Here is a 20361-nt window from a genome sequence, read left to right on the forward strand (position 1 = left end):
TGTGTGCAAGAACCCCATAACATCGTGTTGACCATAAAAACGGCCCCCCGCCAAGGTGGCGAGGGGCCGTGCGCTGCGGGCGCTCAGAAGGGGTAGTCGGCGATCACCCAAGTGGCGAATTCGCGCCACTGCGCGACACCCGCCTGATGCGCGGGATGGTCCAGATAGCGCTGGAGCGCCTCGGGGTCCTCGACGGCGGAGTTGATGGCGAAGTCGTAGGCGATCGGCCGGTCCGAGACGTTCCAGGCGCACTCCCAGAAGCGCAGCTCGGGGACGAGCTTCCCCAGCTCCTCGAACGCCTGTACTCCGGCGACGACGCGCGGGTCGTCACGCGTGACGCCCTCGTTGAGCTTGAACAGGACGAGGTGACGAATCACGGCACTGCCTCCACGCCGGGTCGGTCAGCTGATCAGCTGGGTCATGAACTCGCCGACGCTCTTGGCGGCGTCCGAGATGCCTTCGAACCCTATCTGCACGAGTTCCGCCGACCGCTTGGGGGAGTGGATGATCGTGTACGCCACGAAGATGCCGAGCACCCAGAGCGTGATCTTCTTCGCCTTCTCCACGGCGCGCATTCCCTCCCCGGCGATCCCCGTGATCCCCCGTTCCGGTGGCGGAGTCTAACCGTACGTTTGCCCGAAAGCCGGGAACGCGTCCGCATGGACAAAGAACATGCCCGCCTGCTCACGCCGCCTTTCCCGCCCGCTCACGCCGTCTTTAAGGACCAAAGGCCCGCCAAGCCGGGCCCTTCGCCGTAAGGGGAGCCCTTCGGCGGGGCGGAGGATGGGGGGTGCCCGTACCGGATCTGGCAGGAATCCGCCGGGCAGGGACATGGCCTCACTGCGGGGTCCGGGCCGCGACTTCCCCCCGACTGCGGCCCGTACTTGGAGGCCGTGGCCCCGCCGGGGGAAGCGGCTTGTCCCCCCGATGCCGCTTCCCCCGACCTGCGTCTTCCGGAGCCCCGGCCCCGGTCCCGGTTTCGCGCCGGGCCCGGGACCGGGGCTCCGTGCGCTCCACGCCCGCGTGCGCCCCGCACGATGCGCCCGGAGGCGCGATCCCGGCTGTGTGCCGAAGGTGAGATCCGCCTACTGCGGGGGCACCAGAAAGGTATCCGGCAACCGGCGGAGTGCCGGTGCCGGACGTGAGTGGCCGAGGGCCGAGGGCCGAGGGAGGTCGGTGAGGGGCGACATGGGCGCGGACGAGCCCGCCTTCGCCATGCGGGAGCGCGTGGCGTGCGGCGCGATCATCATTGAACTGCACGGTGAGCTGGACATCTTGGCGGAGCAGGAGCTCGGGCCGCGCGTGGACGCGCTGACCGAGCGGGGCCGCGCCGACATCGTGATCGACCTCCGACAGGTGACCTTCCTGGACGCGAGCGGGCTCCGGCTGCTGCTCAGAGCCCGGCACCGGATGCTCTGCCGGGGCGGGCGGTTGCGGGTGGTGCGGGGCGTGCCGCGCGTGGCGCGGGTGATGCGGGTGGCCGGAGTGGACGCGGCCTTCACCCTCGTGGACGCCTTCCCGGCGGACCCGGCCGTCCGGGTCGCTCCGGCCCTCCCCTCCGTACAGCTCGTACAGACGGAGTTCGGGCAAGGGGAATTCGGGCCGGGGGAAGAAGCCGGTCCGCAGGACGGGAGCGTCGCCTAGCGGGTCGGTCCCTGCCTCGCGCCCCGGTGCCCCGGCCCCCGGCACCGGCCGGCCGCTCAGCGCGGTACGGCGCCCTTCGCCGCCTCCACCAGCACCCTGACCGTGGTCCGGCCGCCCTCCAGGGCGTGCCCGGCGCTGCTCGGGACGAGCCGGCCGAGCGCCGGGTCGTAGGCGCTCATGAGGACGCCGGCGTGGTCCGTCCCGGGCTCCTCCAGCCGTACGGGCCAACCGTGCGCGGCGAGCGCGGCGGCGAACTCCCGTGCGGAGCGGCCGTCCACCTCGCCGTCCTCCGTGCCGTGCACGAGCAGCACCGGCACGGGCGGGACGGCCGCCGGGCCGGCGGCGTGCGCGAGGTCGTCCGCCGGGGCCGCGCCGGTCGTCCGCGCCGGCACGTCGTACCGGCCCGCTATGCCCACCACGGCAGCCGGGCGCCGGCCGCCGAAGAGGTCCGGCCGGAGCGCCGTCGCCACGGCCGCTCCCGCACCGGCCGACCAGCCGGCCACCACGATCCCGTCCGGGTCACCGCCGGACTGCGCCACCTGCTCGCGGACGAACGCCAGGGAGTCCAGCAGGTGTGCCGCGCCGCGGTCGGGTGCGTCGGAGCGCCAGCCGGGGACGAAGACCACGACCCCCTGGGCCGCTGCCGCCTCCGCGACGGGCCGCATGATGGCCCGCTCGTCCGGCCCCATGCCGTGCCAGAGGAGGACGGTGGGGGCGGTGCCGCCGCCGGGCGGCCCGTAGACGTCCACGGCCTGTCCGGCCGGGGTGCGGGTGAGGGTCCGGGTCACTCCGGGTGCTGCGGTCATGGCGCTGGTGTGCTCCTGTCGTATCCGTCAGTGGGGCAACTCCCGTCACTTTCCCATCGTCCGGAGCAGGCGCTGGTTGACCGCCTCCGCCGCCCCGGCGGCATCGTCCACCGTCACGACGAAGCCCTTGTCGTTCGACAGGTCGAGCCACAGGGCGTCACCGGCCCGCAGGGAGACCGCTGTCCGGCCCGGCATCCAGCGGTAGCCCCAGCCGCCGAGCTCCATCGGCCGGGCCGGCCTCGCATGCGCCTCCCGGATGCGAGTGAACGGTATGCGCCGCCGCAGGAAGGGGAGCAGGAGCGCGTGCACGGTCACCCCGCGGTCGTCCACGGTGACACGCACCGCGCCCGTGGCCAGCAGGGCGGCCGAGGCCGCCAGGAGCCAGAGGAACACGAACCGCTGGCTCGCCACCAGCACGGCCGCCGCGGCGAACCCCGCGGCGGACACCACCCCCAGGGCCACCATCCACCCCGCCACGACCGTACGGCTCCAGACCGCCACGACAGCCTCCCCGGACCCCCGGACCGCGAAGTGCGGCCCTTTGTTCGCATCACGCTAGAACAAACGATCACGGCGGGCAAGGGCCTTGAGGGCATCCCGTCACGGGACCCGCTGCAGCACCGTGTACCCCAGCCGTACGTCGGGGTTGTCGGTCAGGACCGCCCCGTGGAGCTCGGCCCACGAGTGGAAGGCGTTCGCCGGGGCGGTCAGGGCGCGGCCCCGGGCCACCGTCATGCGGGCGGGCAGCCCGAGCGCGCACAGATACGCGGTCAGGGCCAGCGAGCGCGGCAGGCAGAGACCGTTGGGCAGCATCGCGCGCAGCACCAGCTGGGCGGCGAGGATCTCCCGGCGGGCCAGCCGGACCGCGGTGGCGGGCGGCAGGCCGGACAGCGCCGCCGAGCCCCGCGCGGGCCGGATCCGGCAGAGGTACGGGTACGCCCCCCGCCAGCCGCGCCGCCGGAAGAGCCACAGCGCCCGAGCAGTGCGCAGCAGGGCGACGGCCCGCAGCCGGTGGGGGACGGGCGGTGGCGGCGCGCCCTCCGGGAGTCCGTCCAGGAAGAACTCCCAGTCCGTCACCGGCTCCTGGCCGGCGCTCACCGGCGCTCCTTCCGGCGGCCCCACCGGCGCGGGGCGGGTGCCGCGCCGCCGGTCTTCCGGAGCAGGGCGTGTTCGCCCAGCCGGGCGGTGAGGCCGGTCAGCCCGGCGGCCAGCGTCTCGTCGTCCGCGTCGAAGTCCTCGCGCAGCAGGGCGACTGCCGCTGCCACGGAGTCGCACGCCAGGGCGGTGCGCAGCATGCGGGTGGCGGTGGCGTTGAGGGACAGGCAGACGCCGCGGCGGGTGTCGAGGATGACGCCGGCGCCGTCGGTGTCGTCGAAGACGACGTGCTCGGCGAGTCCGATCAGGGGCATGGGGGCGTTCCTCTCCGGGCGGCGGGTGTCCGCCGGGCGTCGCTGCGCAGGAACAGCTCGGTCATGGCGGCGCCGATCAGGGTCTCGGCGTTCAGGCGCAGCCGCGCCGGCTCGGCCAGGACGTGCGCGAGCCGCCGGGGGTCCACGACGCCCATCCGGACGAGGTGCGCGCCGGGCCGGCCGAGCAGGGCGGCGAACACGTCCGGGTGGCGGAGGGCGTAGTCCTTGTGCGGGGAGCCGAGCCACAGCCGGCCGTGGCGGCGCCACACGGCCGCGGGGAACCGTCCGGCGAGCATCAGCCGGAGCACCGGCTGGGTGATCAGCCGCCCCTGGTGCGGCAGGAGGCGGTACGCGCCCGGCAGGCGGGCGGCGAGGCGTCGCAGGCCCTTGCTCCCGAGGGGGTTGCACAGCTGGATGCCGCGGGGCCGCCAGACGGTGAGGTTCGCGCAGTGCTCCTGCGGGGTGTGATCGGCGTCGGCGGCGTCCGCCGGGGCCCCGGGGAGGGGAGTGAGGAAATCCGCGGGGCGTGCGGCGCCGCCGGCCGGGACGAGGTCGTCGAGCAGCGACGTGCGGGGCGAGGCGCTGCGCAGGATGCGGGGGAGCTCCCAGCGCGAGGTCAGCAGCCCCCGGCAGAGCGTGGCCTTCTCCCGGGCGGGCAGGTCGCCGGTGAGGACGTCGTGCAGCCCGTAGCGCGCGGGACCGAAGATCCGGTCGCCCTCGCGGCCCCGGGCCAGGAAGGTGATGCCGTCCTTGGCGACGCGCTCGGCCATCTGCTCCAGCCACCGGTAGGCCGGGCGGTTGTACGGGTGGGGGAACTGCCAGCGCTCGTCGAGGTATCCGCTGCCGTGCTCCGTGGGGACGAGCATGAGCGGCACGCCCAGGTGGTCGCAGACGGCGCGGGCGTAGGCCGACTCGTCGGCGAGGGGGTCGCGGGTGGCGTAGTGGTAGGCGACCGCGTCCGCACCGCACTCTACGAGCGCCGCGAGCACGGCCGCCGAGCCCAGGCCGTCGCTGAGCAGGACGCCGGTCCGGCCGGTGCCCGCGTACGGCCGTACGGCCTCCGTCACGAGGGGCCGGGCGGCCTCCGCGAACTCCGCCATCGTCGTGCGCGGGGGCAGCTCCAGCGGGGTCACGGGGTCGTAGGCGGCCGTGGTCACGGAGCCGCGGCCGACGGTGACGACCGTGCCGGGCGGCACGCGCGCGATGCCGGGGTAGACGAAGACCGCGTCGCCGCGGCAGGCCCGCCAGATCTCCTCGCGGCCGGCCTCCCCGGGGCCGTCGAGGAGGTCGGTGGGGTCGGTGGAGAAGCGCACCAGGTCCCGCGAGCAGCGGTAGTGGAGGGCCTCCTCACTGGTGGCGCTGCGGAACAGGAACACCCGGTGGTCGGCGACCAGGGCACCGGCCAGCGCGCCGGGCACGCGGGCCAGCTCGGCGTGCCGGCCCTGCTTGAGGACGCGGGCGAGCCGGCCGGCCCAGGCCGGCGTCACCGGGCCCCTGACGACGCCGGTCAGGAGCAGCCGCTCCCGCTGGGAGGGCGACGGGACGCGGGCGGCCCCCGGCACCGCCCACTGGACGAGGTGGACGCCCGGGTCCGACCAGGAGGGGCGCTGCCCGAGGGGCGCGGTCACACAGGAGATGCGGGGCGGGGGGCCGCCGAGCGGGACGCGCCCGTAGCAGCCCAGGTAGTCGCCGACGGGACGGCCGCCTGCGGGCCGGTCGCCGGCGGGAACGGGCACGGTCTCCAAGGCTTCCCCTTCCGGGCAGTGCTCGCTCGGGGATCGGACGTCCGTACGGTCGGGTGCGGCCCCGGGCGCGGGCCCGGGGCGGCGGGCGCGCGGGTCAGAGGATGGCGCGGGCGTCCGGCGAGCCGGGGAGGGGGCCGCCGTCGCGGACGGTGAGGTGCTCGACGGTGCCGAGCTCGTCGATCTGCGGTTCCACGTAGGGGCGCTTGGCGGTGTGCGGGCGCCTGGGGGGCGCGGATTCGTCCGTCGTCGGCGTGGTCGTGTCGTGCCTGAGCTCCATCGCGGTCTCCCTCTGTCCGGCACGGCTCTTTCCGCCGGTACGGCCTTCCTGCCGGCGCGGCCGGGCACTGTGTCCGCCCGTCCACAGTCGTGCACTTCCGCCGCTCCTGCACAGAGAGTGATGACGCGCTGGAGTGGCGCCCCGGAGCGGGCGGCGGGGCACACGGCGCGCGGAGGCTCGGGTACCGGGGCGCACGCCCGCACGGGCATCACGCCGTGTCATGACGGGCGCCGGGCCGCCGCGCCGCCGCACCCGCAAGACCGTTTCCCCCGGCGCTTCCGGGCGATCATCGGAGCATGGACATCACCCTGCACCTCGCACAGCAGCCCGAGGCCGACGCCCTGCTCGGCCGCAGCCCGCTCGCCGCGCTGCTCGGGATGCTGCTGGACCAGCAGATCCCCATGGAGTGGGCGTTCTCCGGCCCGTACGCCATCGCGCAGCGGATGGGCCGCGACGACCTCGACGCGTACGAGATCGCCGCCTACGACCCCGACGCGTTCGCCGGGCTGCTCTCGGAGAAGCCGGCGGTGCACCGCTACCCGGGCTCGATGGCCAAGCGCATCCAGCAGCTCTGCCAGTACCTGGTGGAGCACTACGGCGGCGAGGCGAGCGCCGTGTGGTCGGACGCCACGACCGGGGCGGAGCTGCTCGCGCGCCTCAAGGAGCTGCCCGGCTTCGGCGAGCAGAAGGCCCGGATCTTCCTCGCGCTGCTGGGCAAGCAGCTGGGGGTCGCGCCGGAGGGCTGGCGCGAGGCGGCCGGCGCGTACGGGGAGGAGGGCTCCTACCGCTCGGTCGCGGACATCACCGGGCCCGAGTCGCTGGCGAAGGTGCGGGCGCACAAGCAGGAGATGAAGGCCGCCGCCAAGAAGGCGGCGGCGGCCAAGGCCACCATCCGGCCGGCGAAGAAGAAGCCCTGACGGGCGTCCGCCCGGCGCGGGAGGCCGTCACCGGACCAGGCGGGTCACCGCGCGCAGGCCGGGCGCGCGCTCGCGCAGCCGCGCGAGCAGGTCGCCGGCCGCGGCGTCGAGGGCGCCGAGCGGCATGGGGTCGAGCCGCTCCAGCAGGAACAGGGCGCTCGTCGTCTCCTCGGTGATGCGGGTGCGCACGCACTGGCGGTGGTTCCAGCGGCGGCAGGTGACGCCCAGGTCGTCGCGCCAGATCACCTCGCCGGGCTCCGGGTGTTCGGTGACCGGTTCGCCGCCGGCCACCGTGTCGAACACCTCGTCGCCCGTGGCGCGCACCAGGCGCGGCGCGCCCGCGTAGGCGGTCAGGTCCTCGCCGCCGACCGGGAGGCGGTGCGCGACGGACACGGAGTTGTAGACGTCGACCAGGAGGCCGGCCTCGGGCAGGCCCGCGGAGGCGCGGCGGAGCAGGGCCTCCGCGCTGTTGCGCGTGCGGCCGGGCCTGGCGCCGAACGCGCCGTACGCCGAGCGCCAGGCGGCGACGTGCGGATCGGCGGTGACGTCCAGGCCGCCGGCGGTCGCGGCGGCCTCCTTGAGCAGGCCGCGCGACCAGGCGTCGGTCGGCCCGGCGGGCAGCCCGTCCGCCGCGATCACCAGCACGGCGAAATCGGGCCGCAGCGCGCGGACGGCCTCGTCCACGCGCACGCTCGCGGCCACTGCTCCGAGGTCCCGGTCCTTGCTCACGTCGCTCGCTCCTCGCTCGGTCATTTTGGTGATGTGGACGGTAACATCAAACGACCGAAGTGCGGGAGGCGCGAAGATGGCCGGCATGAGCGGGAACAGCGCGGAAGCAGCAGAGGCAGGGGCCGGCGAGGACAGGGCCGTCATGGAGGCCGTCGCCGCCCGGGTGCGGGCCCTGCGCAAGGAGCGCGGGTGGAGCCTGGACGCCCTCGCCGCCCGCGCCCGGGTCAGCAAGGGCATGCTCGTCGCCCTGGAGAACGCCCGCTCCAATCCGAACCTCGCCACTCTCGTCCGCCTCTGCGACGCCTTCGGCGTCCCCCTGACCACCCTGCTGCAGCAGCCCGCGGCGCCGCTCCTGCAGCCCGCGCCGCCCGCGGACCAGCCCGTCCTGTGGACCGGCCCGGACGGCGGCCGCGGCCTGCTCGTCACCGGCGCCGCCCCGCCCGTGGGCGCCGAGCTGTGGCACTGGCGGCTCGCCCCCGGCGAGGAGCACCACAGCGAGGCCCACGTCCGCGGCACGGTGGAGCTCCTCCACGTCCTCCGCGGCACCCTCACCGTCGCGGTCGGCGGACAGGAGGTCGTCCTTCCGCAGGGGTACGGGCTGCGCATGGCGGGCGACCACCCCCACTCCTACGCGAACCGCACGGAGTCGGAGACCGAGTACGCGGGCGTCGTCCTCGTCCCGCCGCACGCCTGATGTCCCCAGCCTGTGGACGACGGATTTCCTCCGCCGAGGGCGGTCCCCGCTGCTCCTGGTATGCGGCCGATTGTCGCCTTCGCGCCGCCGTGCCGTGGCTGCGCCGGGAGCCTGTCGCCCGGTAGGCTTTCCGTGTGATCTTCAAGCGCATCGGAAACGGGCGGCCGTACCCCGACCACGGCCGGGAGAGCACCCGGCAGTGGGCGGACGTCGCCCCGCGCCCGGTGCGGCTCGACCAGCTGGTGACCACCAAGCAGCAGCTCGACCTGGAAACCCTGCTGGCCGAGGACTCGACCTTCTACGGCGACCTCTTCGCCCACGTCGTCAAGTGGCACGGCGACCTCTACCTGGAAGACGGCCTGCACCGCGCCGTGCGGGCCGCGCTCCAGCAGCGCCAGGTGCTGCACGCGCGCGTACTCGAACTGGGCTAGGACCGTTCGGAGGGCGTTTCCGGCCGTTGTTCGGCCTTTCGGGTTGGGCCGTGCGAACCCGTTGATCATTTAGTAGGCATCGGCCCTGCCCCGCACTACGCTGCGCCCATGAGCATGCTCACCCCTCCCGGTATGGGCGGCAAATACCGCGTTACGGGCAAGCGATTCCCGCACATGCGCCGCCCCAGAAACCGCCGCAGGATCGTGCTCGCCGCAGTCGCCTCCACCGCCGCGTTCGCCCTGGCCGGATGGGGGACCTTCCAGCTCGTCGATGTCTTCACCGGGGGTCCGAGCGAAACGCAGGCCCACGGTGCGGGCGCGAAGGGCGGGAAAGGGGCGAAGGACGGCGACTGCAAGGCGGCCGCGGACGAGGGCGCGGAGTCGAAACCGCCGCCCCGCCCCTCCGACATCACCGTCAACGTCTACAACGCGACCCCGCGCGGCGGGCTCGCCAAGACCACCGCGGACGAGCTCAAGAGCCGCGGCTTCAAGATCGGGAAAGTGGGGAACGCCCCCGCCCTCTACGACAAGAAGGTCGAGCGGGTCGGGCTGCTGATCGGCGCGCCGACGGCCGCGGAGGGGGCGCTGCGGGTCATCGGCACGCAGATGGCCGGGGCCGAGGTCAAGAACGACCAGCGCGACACCGACGAGGACGTCGACCTGGTCATCGGCAACGAGTTCAAGGAGCTCACGGCGCGGAAGGACGCGGACCGGGCACTGACCGACATGGGCGTCGAGCCGGGCGAGGGACCGGCGCCCTCGGGATCGCCGTCCTCGGCACCGCCGTCGAAGGCGGCGTCCCCGGCACCGAGGCCCTCGAAGTGCTGAAGGGATGACGGCTGCGGCGGTCCGGCACCGCCGGACTGCGCCGGTGTGGCTTCTCGCCGTTGCGGCGGAAAAAATCTGCCCGCCGCAACGGCGAAGTACCCCTACGGCGAGGGTCCGGCGGACTGCCGGGCTGCCGCAGCCGACGCTTTCGTCGTGGGAGCCGGCGGCTAGCCAGCCGTGCCGTACATGCGGTCGCCCGCGTCGCCCAGGCCCGGGACGATGTAGCCGTTCTCGTTGAGGCGCTCGTCCACGGACGCGGTGACGACGGTCACCGGGGCGCCGGACAGCTCGCGCTCCATGACCTCGACGCCCTCCGGGGCGGCCAGCAGGCAGATCGCGGTGACGTCGTCCGCACCGCGGGAGATCAGCTCCTGGATCGCCGCGACCAGCGTGCCGCCGGTCGCCAGCATCGGGTCCAGCACGTAGACCTGGCGGCCCGAGAGGTCGTCGGGCATGCGCGTGGCGTACGTCTCCGCCTTGAGGGTCTCCTCGTTGCGGATCATGCCCAGGAAGCCCACCTCGGCGGTCGGCAGCAGCCGGACCATGCCGTCGAGCATGCCGAGGCCGGCGCGCAGGATCGGCACCACGAGCGGGCGCGGGTGGGAGAGCTTGACGCCGGTGGTCGCCGTGACCGGGGACTCGATGTCCACCTGCTCGGTGCGCACGTCGCGCGTGGCCTCGTAGGCGAGCAGGGTGACCAGCTCGTCGGCGAGACGCCGGAAGGTGGGGGAGTCGGTGCGCTTGTCGCGCAGGGTGGTGAGCTTGTGCGCCACCAGGGGGTGGTCGACGACGTGGATCCGCATGACATCGACATTAACCGAGCTTTCGGCCCCCGGCGGCCGCCGTGCGGCGTTCGACCCTCCGCCGCAGGTCGGAGGCGGTCTGTCGTAGCACTGGCATCAAACCACCACTTAGGGGGAAAGTGGGCACGTACGCCCGGTCTGTCGCTCCGGGCGTGGCCGGCGAAGCACTCGGCACGAGGTGGTCCTGCCATGGCTGAAGACGCCCCCGAGAAGCCCGAAACACAGCGTGGCGCACCGGCGCCCGCCCCCGAACCCGAGACCGAGGAAGACGTGGAACGCCGTCGCAGACGCGCCCAGTTCCTGCGCGAGCTGAACGAGGCGAAGGAGCTGCGCGACCGCGTGCAGCCGCGCCGGGCCCGGGCGGCCCGGATGCGCCAGCAAATGCGGATGCGGACCTTCCGTTGGTGATCCGCGGCTGATCGCCGGGCGGCGCGCCGCCCGGACGGCGGTCCCGGCGGCCTCACGTGAGGCACATCTCTTCGGACTGCTGCACGACGCAGCGCGGAAGACCTCTCGCAACGGCGAGGTTTCTGCCACGATTCCGAGTGGGCGGGGTGGTCCCCGTCCGGCCCGGCACCGCCTATGACCAGTGGGAGAGTCACGGTGTACTTCGCCGCACTGCTCGCGCGCACCGACGACGGATGGGAAGCGAGCGACACAGAACTCGACAACGTGGAAACCCTGGCCGACCTCGCCGACCTGGCCCGTGAGGCCGCGCTGGACGACGACACGGTCCTGGTGCTCATCGAGCAGGAGGGCAGCTGGTTCGGTGTCGTCCGCGTGGACGGTGAGGACGACCCCCGGGTCTTCGTCTCGGACGCGGTCGTCGCCGGCCGCAGCTCGTACGGCGCGATGCTGGTCGACGAGCTGATCGGCCGCGACGACACCGACGCCGACGAGCTCGACGACCTCGACCTGGACGGTACGGAGGACGGTGAGCCCGATCCCGCGGAGGACGAGCCGGAGGGGGAGGCCCCCGCCGAGCCGCGCCCGTCCGGCCCGCTCGGCGACCCCGGGCTCCTCGCCGACTTCGGGGTGGGCGCCAAGGAGCTGCTCGGCCTCGAAGGGGACGCCCTGGGCGAGATCGCCGACGCCCTCGGCTGCACGGACGTCCTGGAGGCCGTGCGCTGACGTCCGCCCGGGCACGTTCGCTCACACTGGTGCCATGAACGAAGCCGTCCGCGAGCCGACCGACCACGACCCCGTGCGCGCCCCGTGGCTCGCCCCCATGCGGGCCGCCCTGGACGAGGCCGTACGGGCCCCCGCCACCGGCGACGTGCCGGTCGGCGCCGTCGTGCTGGGCCCGGACGGCTCCGTCCTCGGCCGCGGCCGCAACGAACGCGAGGCCACCGGGGACCCCACCGGCCACGCCGAGGTCCTCGCCCTGCGCGAGGCGGCGCGGGCCGTGGGCGAGTGGCGCCTCGCGGGCTGCACGCTCGTCGTGACCCTGGAGCCGTGCACGATGTGTGCGGGTGCGATCGTCCTCTCCCGCGTCGACCGCGTCGTCTACGGCGCCGCCGACGAGAAGGCCGGGGCCGCCGGCTCCCTCTGGGACGTCCTCCGCGACCGCCGCCTCAACCACCGGCCCGAGGTGATCCAGGGCGTCCTCGCCGGGGAGTGCGCGGCGCTCCTCACCGACTTCTTCCGCTCCCGCTGAGCGCCCCCCGGCGCCTCGGCGGGGCTCTGATGAGGAGCGTCACACCGGTCCGCCCCGGAACCGATTTCAGAGCACGGCCCACCGTCCGCTAAGCTCTCTCTCGGTAGCGTGTCCGAGCGGCCTAAGGAGCACGCCTCGAAAGCGTGTGTGGGGGCAACTCCACCGTGGGTTCAAATCCCACCGCTACCGCCAGCGACACCCCTTCGCCCGTGGAAACGCGGGCGGAGGGGTGTTCTGCGTTTCCGGAGGGCCTGTGGGGGGGGCTCCGGGGGACCTCCGGGGGCGCGCGACATCCCGTCAGCGTCCTTGACCGGTCCGGCGTTTCCCCCGAGGATGCCGCGGCGTGCGCCCGGCGGCGCGGCTCGCACGGTTACCGCCGGGAATGTGATGCTGTCGGAGATGTGACGGGGCAGGGGGAGTGACAAGGTGTGCGGCGCGGGCATCATCGGCCTGCTGGCGGACGAGGGCGTATCGCGCTGGCTGGACGGTGCCGAGTGGCACGAACCCGACCCGCGCCGGCTGGGCCGCCTCGTCGACGACGGACTGATCACCGGGCTGGCCCTGGGCCCCGAGCCGCTGACGCGGTCCCTGCTCCGGCGCGCCCGTGCGCCGTGGCCCCCTCGCACGCCGTGGCCCGACCGCCCCCGGTGCGAGGCGGGGCCCGCGGCCGAGGCGCTGCTCGCCGCCGAGGCCCGGCGCGCGTGCGACGTGCTGCTGCCCGTGCACGAGCGGACCGGCGGCCGGGACGGGCACGTCGCCCTGGAGGTGGGCCCGGCCGCGGACACGGCGACGGCGCTGCGCCTGGCGCGGGCCGTCGACCGCCCCAACGCCCTGGTCGCCCTGCCTGCCGGCCCCGAGGGGCTGGCCGCGGCCGCCGACTGCCTGGCCGAGGGTGTCGGCGTGGACGTGGGCCCGGTGCTGTCGCCCGCCCACTACGACGAGGCGGCCGCCGCGTGGCTGGAGGGCCTGCGCCGGGCGCACCGAGCGGGCCGCGACCTCTCCGCGGTCCGGGTCGTCGTCTCGGTGCCGCTCGCGCCCGTGGACGCCGCCTTCGACGAGCGGCTGCGCCGCTCCGCCTCCGAGGCGGCCCAGGCGATGCGCGGGGAGGCGGCCCTCGCGTCCGCCCGGCTCGTCTTCCACTGCTACGAGCAGCTGCTGGCCGGTCCGGCCTGGCGCGAGCTGGCCGCCCTGGGCGCCCGCCCGCACCGGATGCGCTGGACGGAGACCGCCGTGCGCGCCCCCGGCCTGCCGGACACCCGCTACGTGGACGAGCTCGTCGTCCGGGACGCCATCACCACGCTGAGCCCCGCGACCCTGGAGGCCGTCGCCGAGCGCGGCAACCCGCAGGGCGACGCCGTGACCGGCCGGGGCCGCGCCGCCGCCCGCGTCCTGGACTCCCTGGAGATCCTCGGCGCCCGTTACGCGCACACCACGCGCGAGCTCGCGGACGGTGCCGCGCGGCGGCGGGCCCTGCGCTGGAACGAGCTGCTCGGTGCCGTCGGCGCCCGGCCCGTAAAGCGGACGGTCAACCGGTAGGTGTGTGCTGAATCGATCGGGCCCTTACCCGTGGCGCAAACATCGGAAGACGCCGAAGGTGGCCGGAATTACACGGTCGGCGCATTGCGGGACGAGCGTCCCGGAATTCCTCAACCGTCCTTTCAGTAGCGGAAGTTGATCGTCCATTTTGCCGTTCGACCTGCCGCAATGGACGACTCCCCCGAAAAGCAATCAGCCATCTTCACCCGGGAAATGTGGCGCCAATCACAATCGCTGTTGACGTGACCGTCAAGGCACCTAGGGTGATCGCGCTGCCTTATGAACACGCATGTGAACGGGTGAACCGCTCAGGGAGGCTGACGGTGGATCAGGCCGGAACCAAGACACATTCCTCTCACCTCGCCCCCCGGCCCGAACCGCTGGAGGCGCCCTATCCGCTCCACAGCCTGGACCCGGACCGGGCCGCGGTGGACACCGCGGCCGTGGGCGAGCGGCACCCCGCGTACGCGAAGTTCGGCCAGGAGCTCGGGAACACGCCCCTGACCGAGGTCCCGGGCCCCGACGGCGGCGCCACCGTGCTCGCCAAGTGCGAGTGGGAGAACCCGGCCGGCTCCGTCAAGGACCGGGTCGCCTACGCCCTGCTCGGCAGTGCCCTGCAGCAGCACGGCGACCGGCCGCTCGACGAGCTCCGCATCCTGGAGTACTCCGGCGGCAACCTGGCGAACGCCCTCTCCCACCTCTGCGCCGAGCTGGGCATCCGCTCCCGCTTCGTGCTCTCCTCGGCGAGCCCGCGGAGCCTCCTCGACACCCTCGCCGAGCGCGGTGCGCGCGTCGACCTGGTCGACAAGGAGCGCGGCTTCCTGGAGGTCGTCAACGAGGCCCTGCGGATCGCCGCGGAAGAACCCGGGTGGACGCTGCTCTACCAGCACCGCAACCCGGCCAACGTGCTGCTGCAGGAGCGCACCACCGGCGCCGAGATCGTTGCGCAGCTCGGCAGCCGCGTCCCCGACGCCTGGGTGGCCTCGATCGGCACGGGAGGCACGCTGATCGGCGTGCTGCGCGCCCTGCGGGCCCGGTTCCCCGCCGTCCGGGCCGTCGGCGTCACGCCCGCCGAGCTGCCCTACGGCAGTGAGCAGCCGCCCAACGGGCAGCGGAAGTACGCCGGTTCCGGCGGCATGGGCCACGGCATCCGGCAGCCGTTCGTAACGCTGTACGACGACGAGACCGAGCAACGCACCGTCTCGTACCCGCAGGCCTTCGCCGCCATGGGGGAGTTCCACGACCTCACGGGCGTCCGCATCGGCAGCTCGGCCGCCGCCAACTGGCTGGCCGCCAAGGAGATAGCCGCCGGCCTGCCGCCGTCCGCGACGGTCGTCACCGTGTTCCCCGACGCCGGGACGCCCGAGGAGTGGGAGCAGCTCACGGCGGGCGGGGGCCGCTGAGATGGCCCACCTCGTCCTGGTCGAAACGACCCCGACGGCCGGATTCAAGATCGTGGCCGAGGCCGTCGCGCTCGGCCACGAAGTGACCTTCGTGGCCCACTCCCTCGACCCCTACCTCGCCGCGGAGGGCGGCGAGGAGGCGCTGAAGGTGCCGACCCGGCTGCTGGCCGGAGTCCCCACCACGGACCCGGGCGGCCTGCTCGACGTCATCGGCTCGCTCCACCGCAAGCACCCCGTGCACGGCCTGCTCGCCCTCAGCGAGGGCCACCTGCCCGCCACGGCCGAGGTCGCCGAGTCGCTCGGCCTGCCCTTCGAGAGCGCGGCGGTGATGCGGCGCCTGCGCGACAAGCACGCCGTGCGCGAGCTCCTGGCCGCCGCGGGCGTCCCGCAGCCGGCGTTCCGGCGGGCGCTGACGCCCGAGGAGGCCGTGGCCGCGGCCGGCGAGATCGGCTACCCCGTCGTGGTCAAGCCGGCCGACGGCTTCGGCTCCCTCCACGTCGGCGTCGCCACCGACGCCGCGGAGGTGGCGGAGCTGACGCGGGCCATCGCCGGCACGCGCTCGTACGGGCGCGGCGTCGCCGGCAGCGGCGTGGCCCTGCTGGAGGCCTACGTGCCCGGCCCGGTGGTCAGCTGCGAGATGGTGACCGTCGACGGCACCAGCACCCCGTACGGCTGCGTGGACCGCATGCTGGCGCCCGCGCCGCACCCGGTCGAGCTGGGCGGCTGCTTCCCCGCCGAACTCGCCGACGACGTGCGCGAGGCCGTCGAGCGCGTCGTCGCGGACGCGCTCGACGCGGCCGGCATCCGGCGCGCGCACACCCACACCGAGGTGGTCCTCGGCCCGGACGGGCCGCAGATCATCGAGATCAACGGCCGGCTCATCGGCGGCTACGTCCCCACGATGATCAATTACGTCCTCGGCCGGAACATCTACCACGACGTCATCGAACTCGCCCTGGGCGGCAGCCCGTCGCCCTCCGCGGCGCACGGCGTGGGCTGCATCCGGGCGATCACCGCACCGGTGTCCGGGGTGCTCGCCGGCATCGACGCGGAGGCGGCGCGAAGCGCCCCCGGAACGGCCGAGGTGATGCTGCACGCCCGTCCCGGGCAGCAGGTGCGCCCCGCCCGCAACAACTTCGACCGGCTCGGCTTCCTCATCACGACGGGCGGCACGGCCGCCGAGGCGAGGAAGGCGGCGGAAGAGGCGCACGGCCTCGTGCGGGTGACGGTCGAGACGGACGGGTCCCGGCGCGCGGGCGATGCGGACGGTGCGTCGTGAGCCGTCCGCGCGTGCTGTGCGTCGCCGGGAGCCCGAGCCACGGCTCCCACACCCGGGCCCTGGTGGAGCACGTCGGCGGCCTGCTGGAGCAGCACGGCTTCGAGAGCGTGCTTGCCGACCTCGCCGTGCTCGGTCTGCCGCCGGCCCACCCCGACCACTACTGGAGCCCCGAACCCCACCCCGTACCGCAGGCGCGTGCGTTCATCGACGCGGTGCGCGAGTGCGACGCGCTGGTCCTCGGGACGCCCGTCTACCACTCGGGCTACTCCGGGCTGCTCAAGAGCGCCGTGGACCTGCTGCCGCCGGACGCCTTCGAGGGCAAGGCCGTGGCCCTGGTGTCGCACGCCGGCGGGCCGCGCGGCTCGGCGACCGCCTGCGAGCAGCTGCGGCAGGTGGTGAAGGCGCTCGGCGGGTGGGCAGTGCCGATGCAGGTCAGCACGGTGACCGCGGACTACGTGGGGAGGGCCCTGGACGAACAGGGGCCGGTGCACGCGCGGTGCGGCGAACTGGCCGGCCAGCTCGCCGCCTTCACGCGCGCGATGCGCGGCACGGGCGTCCCCGGCGACCGGGCGGAGGTGGCGGCTTGACCTCGCCTCCCCCGTCCCATCCGTCACCTCCGCCCTCCCCGGCCTCCCCGGTCTCTTCCGGTCCGCGGTCCTTCCTGCGCTGCCTGCGCGAGGACCTGAAGGTCGTGGCCGACCGCGACCCCGCCGTGCGCAGCCGCGGCGAGGCGCTCCTGGCCCCCTTCCTGCCGGCCCTGTGGCTGCACCGGCCCGCGAGCAGGCTGCACGCGCGGGGCCACCGGGTCGCGGCCCGCGTGCTGTCGCTCGCCGGCCGCTTCCTGTCCGGCGGCGTCGACATCCACCCGGGCGCGCAGGTGGGACGGCGGCTGTTCATCGACCACGGCGCGGCCGTCGTCATCGGCGAGGACGCCGTGATCGGCGACGACGTCACCCTCTACCACCAGGTCACCATCGGCGCCGTCGGCTGGTGGCGGGACCGGCACCGGCTGCCGGGCGAGCGGCGCCACCCCACCCTCGGCGACCGGGTCGTGGTGGGGGCGGGCGCCTCCGTCCTCGGCCCCGTGCGCATCGGCGACGACAGCCTCGTCGGGGCGCACGCGCTGGTGACGACGGACGTCCCGGCCGGGAGCCGGGTCTGGGCGCCCAAGAGCGAGATCCACCCGAAGGGCAAGCCGGTCATGGTCGTGGCCGGCACGGAAGCGAAGAGGAAGCGAGGCGGCCTGTGAGTACGACGAGCCCCGGCACCGGCGCGGACTTCGCGGACTACCGCGAGGTGCTCCGCGAGGCGTTCGTCCGGCGCTACGAGGACGGCGCGGACTCCTGGAGCGAGGAACCGGCCATGCGCGAGCTCGTGCCCCTGCTCTGCACGGAGCTGGCGCCGGGCAGCAGCGTCATCGACATCGGCGCGGGCCGCGGCCGGGACATGGAGCTCCTGCTCGAGCGCGGCCACCGCGTCACCGCGGTCGACCTCGTCCGGCTCCCCGACTGGGACGACATCGCGCGCCGCCACGGCGCCGCGGCCTCCTTCGAGGTCGGCAACTTCGCCGACCTGGCGGACGAGCGCGTCTTCGACGCCGCCGTCGACAACGGCGTCCTCCACCACCAGGCCCCGGAGGACTACGAGCCGTACCTCGCGAACGTGCGGCAGCGGCTGCGGCCCGGTGGCCTGCTGGCCGTCAGCCTGTTCACCACCGCCGACGAGCTCGCCGAGGGCGTCCTGAACCGCGCCGAGGACGGCCGGCTGTCGCGCTGGTTCACCGAGGGGGAGGCGACGGAGCTGCTGGCCGGCGCCGGGTTCACCGTGACGGCCGTCCGCACGGTGCGGAGAGAGCTGCCGGGCCTGGCCTATCTGCTGGTCCTCGCGCGCCGCGACGCGTAAGCGAGGCGCGTGACCGCGCCGTGGCGCCGCGTGATCCGCAGGCCGTCGCGACCCGCCACCCGTAGCCCCACTCGTCCTCCGCTCCGCACGAGGGTTTGGTACAGATGACCGCTCCGTCCCGGCGGGGGCCCGCCGCCGAGGCCCCCGCCCCCGCGCCCGCGAAGCCGGGCACCCGCATGTTCGCGTCGCTGGCCGTCCGCAACTACCGCTACTTCTTCTTCGGGCAGTTCATCTCGAACTCCGGCACGTGGATGCAGTTCGTCGCCCAGGACTGGCTGGTCTTCCACCTCACCGGCAGCACATTCGCCGTGGGCGTCACCACGGCGCTGCAGTTCCTGCCGGTGCTGCTGTTCGGCCTGTTCGGCGGCGTGGTCGCCGACCGGTACCCGAAGCGGCGGATCCTGCTGACCACGCAGAGCGCGATGGGCCTGTTCGCGGCCGCGCTGGCCGTGCTCACGCTGACGGACGCCGTCGTGGTCGCCCACGTCTACGTCTTCGCGTTCCTGCTCGGCCTCATGAACGTCTTCGCCAACCCGGCGATCCAGACGTTCGTCCCCGAGATGGTCGGCCCGGAGCGCGTGGCCAACGCGGTCAGCCTGGGCGCCGTCAACTTCCAGAGCGCCCGCCTGCTCGGCCCGGCCGTCGCGGGCCCGCTGATCGTCGTGATCGGCAGCGGCTGGGCGTTCGCCCTCAACGCCCTCTCCTACGTGGCCGTGATCGCGTCCCTGCTGGCCGTCCGCACCTCCGAACTGCGCCCGGCGGCCTCGCAGCCGCGCGAGAAGGGCCAGATCCGGGCGGGCCTGCGGCACGTGCGGGAGCATCCGCAGCTCCTGCGGCCGATCGTCCTGGTCGGGTTCGTCTGCACCTTCGGCTTCAACTTCCCCACGCTGCTGTCCGGCTTCGCGTACAACGTCTTCGACGGCGGGGCGAAGGAGTTCGGCTTCCTGACGACGGCGGTCGGGCTGGGCGCCCTGGTGGGGGCGCTGCTGTCGGCGCGGCGGCGGAGCAGCAGGACGGTGGTGCTGGTGGCCACGGCGGCCGGCTTCGGCGCCCTGGAGGCGCTGACGTCGCTGGCGCCGGGCGTGTGGTTCTTCGGCGTACTGATGGTGCTGGTGGGACTGCTGAGCGTGACGTTCTCCACCACGGCCAATGCGCTGGTGCAGCTGAACACGGACCCGGCGATGCGCGGCCGTGTGATGGGCCTGTACATGCTCGTCTACACGGGCGGGACGCCGGTCGGCGGCCCGGTGGTCGGCTGGCTGGTCCAGCACTACGGGGCGCGGGCGGGGCTCCTGGCGTGCGGGGCGGTGGGGCTCGCCGCGGCGGGCCTGGTGGGCCTGGCGGCCCTGCGCGCTCCCCGTGCGGGCGAGGTCGCGGGTGGTTAGCGTGGCAAGCGGGGCCCGCTCGGGGACTGCGCACCAGCCCGGAAGGAGCCGCGACCATGGCCGCTCAAGCAGAGGGCACGCCGTGCTGGGCCGACGCGATGTTCACGGACGTCGAGAAGGCCAAGGACTTCTACGGTGACGTCCTGGGATGGACGTTCGGCGAGAGCGCGCCGGAGTTCGGCGACTACACGGAGGCGTACGCGGACGGCAAGGCCGTAGCCGCCGTCGTCCCGCCCATGCCGGGCCAGGAGGGCCGGTCCGCCTGGTGCCTGTACTTCGCCTCGCCCGACGCGGCCGCCACTGCCGAGAGGATCCGCGCCCACGGCGGCGAGGTGCTGATGGAGCCGATGACCGTCGGCGACTTCGGCACGATGGTCCTCGCGCGCGACCCCTCGGGCGTCGCCTTCGGCGTCTGGCAGGCCGGCACCCACGAGGGCTTCGGCAAGCGCGGCGCGCCCGGCGCGTACTGCTGGGCCGAGATCTTCACCCGCGACCCCGAGAAGGCGGACGCCTTCTTCCCGGCCGTCTTCCCCTACGGCGTGCAGCACATGAAGGGCGAGGCGGACACCGACGACGAGCAGATCGACTTCAAGATCTACCGCCTCGGCGGCGACGCGGTGCTCGGCCGCATGGTGATGGGCGAGGAGTTCCCGCCGGAGGCCCCGCCGCACATCCAGGTGTTCTTCGCGGTGGGCGACTGCGACGTGGCGGTCGCCAAGGCCAGGGAGCGCGGCGGCGAGCTCGACTTCGGCCCGATGGACAGCCCCTTCGGCCGCTTCGCGGCCCTGACCGACCCGCAGGGCGCCGCGTTCGCCGTCATCGACCTGGGCGCGAGGACGGGCAGGATGCCGGAGATGACGGACGAGAAGTGACGCCGTCACCTCCTGACCCCGAGGGTCGCACCGGGTTTGCCGGT

26 protein-coding genes and 1 tRNA gene are annotated in these 20361 nt (G+C 74.2%); 17 read left to right on the top strand and 10 right to left on the bottom strand.

Features of this window, described 5'->3' with window-relative positions:
• Positions 1 to 83: 83 nt before the first annotated feature.
• Complete coding sequence (locus ACFZCD_RS07200; RefSeq protein WP_391828761.1) at positions 84 to 377, bottom strand: Dabb family protein; 294 nt, start codon at positions 375 to 377, stop codon at positions 84 to 86.
• 24 nt (positions 378 to 401) lie between these two features.
• A complete protein-coding gene (locus ACFZCD_RS07205) occupies positions 402 to 566 on the bottom strand; it encodes a hypothetical protein (RefSeq protein WP_366086718.1) in 165 nt (54 codons plus the stop codon).
• A 610-nt stretch (positions 567 to 1176) separates the two neighbouring features.
• On the opposite strand from ACFZCD_RS07205, the gene ACFZCD_RS07210 reads away from it, so the two are divergent.
• On the top strand, positions 1177 to 1644 hold the full coding sequence (locus tag ACFZCD_RS07210) for an STAS domain-containing protein (RefSeq protein ID WP_391828764.1): 468 nt from the start codon (positions 1177 to 1179) through the stop codon (positions 1642 to 1644).
• A gap of 56 nt (positions 1645 to 1700) precedes the next feature.
• Here ACFZCD_RS07210 and ACFZCD_RS07215 read toward each other — a convergent pair whose 3' ends face one another.
• The 6 genes from ACFZCD_RS07215 to ACFZCD_RS07240 all read right to left on the bottom strand — a co-directional run bounded on the left by ACFZCD_RS07215 (position 1701) and on the right by ACFZCD_RS07240 (position 5881).
• Positions 1701 to 2450 (bottom strand): alpha/beta hydrolase family protein, encoded by a 750-nt coding sequence (locus ACFZCD_RS07215; protein WP_391828766.1) that lies wholly within the window; start codon positions 2448 to 2450, stop codon positions 1701 to 1703.
• 45 nt (positions 2451 to 2495) lie between these two features.
• On the bottom strand, positions 2496 to 2951 hold the full coding sequence (locus ACFZCD_RS07220; RefSeq protein WP_391828768.1) for a hypothetical protein: 456 nt from the start codon (positions 2949 to 2951) through the stop codon (positions 2496 to 2498).
• Positions 2952 to 3050: 99 nt separating this feature from the next.
• Positions 3051 to 3548 (bottom strand): lasso peptide biosynthesis protein, encoded by a 498-nt coding sequence (locus ACFZCD_RS07225; RefSeq protein ID WP_391828770.1) that lies wholly within the window; start codon positions 3546 to 3548, stop codon positions 3051 to 3053.
• On the bottom strand, positions 3545 to 3859 hold the full coding sequence (locus ACFZCD_RS07230) for a PqqD family protein (RefSeq protein WP_391828772.1): 315 nt from the start codon (positions 3857 to 3859) through the stop codon (positions 3545 to 3547). Before ACFZCD_RS07230 ends, ACFZCD_RS07225 begins: the two co-directional genes overlap by 4 nt.
• Positions 3850 to 5595 (bottom strand): asparagine synthase-related protein, encoded by a 1746-nt coding sequence (locus tag ACFZCD_RS07235; protein ID WP_391829011.1) that lies wholly within the window; start codon positions 5593 to 5595, stop codon positions 3850 to 3852. Before ACFZCD_RS07235 ends, ACFZCD_RS07230 begins: the two co-directional genes overlap by 10 nt.
• A gap of 103 nt (positions 5596 to 5698) precedes the next feature.
• Positions 5699 to 5881, bottom strand: a complete 183-nt coding sequence (locus tag ACFZCD_RS07240) for a hypothetical protein (RefSeq protein WP_391828774.1) — start codon at positions 5879 to 5881, stop codon at positions 5699 to 5701.
• A 296-nt stretch (positions 5882 to 6177) separates the two neighbouring features.
• Here ACFZCD_RS07240 and ACFZCD_RS07245 point away from each other — a divergent pair, with 296 nt between their 5' ends.
• Entirely contained in the window at positions 6178 to 6798 is a 621-nt protein-coding gene (locus ACFZCD_RS07245) for an HhH-GPD-type base excision DNA repair protein (RefSeq protein WP_391828776.1), read from the top strand.
• Positions 6799 to 6825: 27 nt separating this feature from the next.
• Here ACFZCD_RS07245 and ACFZCD_RS07250 read toward each other — a convergent pair whose 3' ends face one another.
• A complete protein-coding gene (locus ACFZCD_RS07250; protein WP_391828778.1) occupies positions 6826 to 7527 on the bottom strand; it encodes a B3/4 domain-containing protein in 702 nt (233 codons plus the stop codon).
• 85 nt (positions 7528 to 7612) lie between these two features.
• Between ACFZCD_RS07250 and ACFZCD_RS07255 the strand changes: the two genes are divergently transcribed.
• The 3 genes from ACFZCD_RS07255 (at position 7613) to ACFZCD_RS07265 (ending at position 9480) form a co-directional block, all read left to right on the top strand.
• Positions 7613 to 8221, top strand: coding sequence for a helix-turn-helix domain-containing protein (locus ACFZCD_RS07255; RefSeq protein WP_391828780.1), 609 nt, complete (start codon positions 7613 to 7615; stop codon positions 8219 to 8221).
• A 134-nt stretch (positions 8222 to 8355) separates the two neighbouring features.
• Entirely contained in the window at positions 8356 to 8652 is a 297-nt protein-coding gene (locus tag ACFZCD_RS07260; protein ID WP_030368795.1) for a type II toxin-antitoxin system VapB family antitoxin, read from the top strand.
• Between the two features lie 108 nt (positions 8653 to 8760).
• On the top strand, positions 8761 to 9480 hold the full coding sequence (locus ACFZCD_RS07265; protein ID WP_391828782.1) for a LytR C-terminal domain-containing protein: 720 nt from the start codon (positions 8761 to 8763) through the stop codon (positions 9478 to 9480).
• Positions 9481 to 9647: 167 nt separating this feature from the next.
• Here the strand turns inward: ACFZCD_RS07265 and upp are convergent, their stop codons facing one another.
• On the bottom strand, positions 9648 to 10283 hold the full coding sequence (gene upp / locus ACFZCD_RS07270) for a uracil phosphoribosyltransferase (RefSeq protein WP_391828784.1): 636 nt from the start codon (positions 10281 to 10283) through the stop codon (positions 9648 to 9650).
• A gap of 189 nt (positions 10284 to 10472) precedes the next feature.
• Here upp and ACFZCD_RS07275 point away from each other — a divergent pair, with 189 nt between their 5' ends.
• The 12 genes from ACFZCD_RS07275 (at position 10473) to ACFZCD_RS07330 (ending at position 20317) form a co-directional block, all read left to right on the top strand.
• Positions 10473 to 10691 carry a hypothetical protein gene (locus tag ACFZCD_RS07275; RefSeq protein ID WP_391828786.1) on the top strand — a complete coding sequence of 73 codons (219 nt, stop codon included), beginning with the start codon at positions 10473 to 10475 and terminating at the stop codon, positions 10689 to 10691.
• Positions 10692 to 10886: 195 nt separating this feature from the next.
• A complete protein-coding gene (locus ACFZCD_RS07280; RefSeq protein WP_391829012.1) occupies positions 10887 to 11414 on the top strand; it encodes a hypothetical protein in 528 nt (175 codons plus the stop codon).
• A gap of 34 nt (positions 11415 to 11448) precedes the next feature.
• Positions 11449 to 11940: a tRNA adenosine(34) deaminase TadA gene (tadA, locus tag ACFZCD_RS07285; protein ID WP_391828788.1), complete on the top strand. Its 492-nt coding sequence runs from the start codon at positions 11449 to 11451 to the stop codon at positions 11938 to 11940.
• 102 nt (positions 11941 to 12042) lie between these two features.
• Positions 12043 to 12132: transfer RNA gene (locus ACFZCD_RS07290), tRNA-Ser, on the top strand.
• A gap of 234 nt (positions 12133 to 12366) precedes the next feature.
• The gene (locus ACFZCD_RS07295) at positions 12367 to 13476 is read left to right on the top strand and encodes a transaldolase family protein (protein WP_391828790.1); all 1110 of its coding nucleotides are present in this window, start codon (positions 12367 to 12369) and stop codon (positions 13474 to 13476) included.
• A 323-nt stretch (positions 13477 to 13799) separates the two neighbouring features.
• Positions 13800 to 14879, top strand: a complete 1080-nt coding sequence (locus ACFZCD_RS07300) for a PLP-dependent cysteine synthase family protein (protein WP_391828792.1) — start codon at positions 13800 to 13802, stop codon at positions 14877 to 14879.
• A 1-nt stretch (position 14880) separates the two neighbouring features.
• Entirely contained in the window at positions 14881 to 16158 is a 1278-nt protein-coding gene (locus tag ACFZCD_RS07305) for an ATP-grasp domain-containing protein (RefSeq protein WP_391828794.1), read from the top strand.
• Positions 16155 to 16745 (top strand): NADPH-dependent FMN reductase, encoded by a 591-nt coding sequence (locus ACFZCD_RS07310; RefSeq protein ID WP_391828796.1) that lies wholly within the window; start codon positions 16155 to 16157, stop codon positions 16743 to 16745. The genes ACFZCD_RS07305 and ACFZCD_RS07310 overlap by 4 nt, the downstream gene beginning before the upstream one ends.
• Positions 16742 to 17407 (top strand): serine O-acetyltransferase EpsC, encoded by a 666-nt coding sequence (epsC, locus tag ACFZCD_RS07315; protein WP_391828797.1) that lies wholly within the window; start codon positions 16742 to 16744, stop codon positions 17405 to 17407. The genes ACFZCD_RS07310 and epsC overlap by 4 nt, the downstream gene beginning before the upstream one ends.
• Positions 17404 to 18060, top strand: a complete 657-nt coding sequence (locus ACFZCD_RS07320; protein ID WP_391828799.1) for a class I SAM-dependent methyltransferase — start codon at positions 17404 to 17406, stop codon at positions 18058 to 18060. Before epsC ends, ACFZCD_RS07320 begins: the two co-directional genes overlap by 4 nt.
• Before the next feature lie 104 nt (positions 18061 to 18164).
• Positions 18165 to 19445, top strand: coding sequence for an MFS transporter (locus ACFZCD_RS07325; protein WP_391828800.1), 1281 nt, complete (start codon positions 18165 to 18167; stop codon positions 19443 to 19445).
• 56 nt (positions 19446 to 19501) lie between these two features.
• Positions 19502 to 20317 carry a VOC family protein gene (locus tag ACFZCD_RS07330; protein WP_391828802.1) on the top strand — a complete coding sequence of 272 codons (816 nt, stop codon included), beginning with the start codon at positions 19502 to 19504 and terminating at the stop codon, positions 20315 to 20317.
• Positions 20318 to 20361: the final 44 nt, after the last annotated feature.

The sequence above is a fragment of the Streptomyces sp. NPDC008001 genome (assembly GCF_042958085.1).
Classification (GTDB): Bacteria; Actinomycetota; Actinomycetes; order Streptomycetales; family Streptomycetaceae; genus Streptomyces.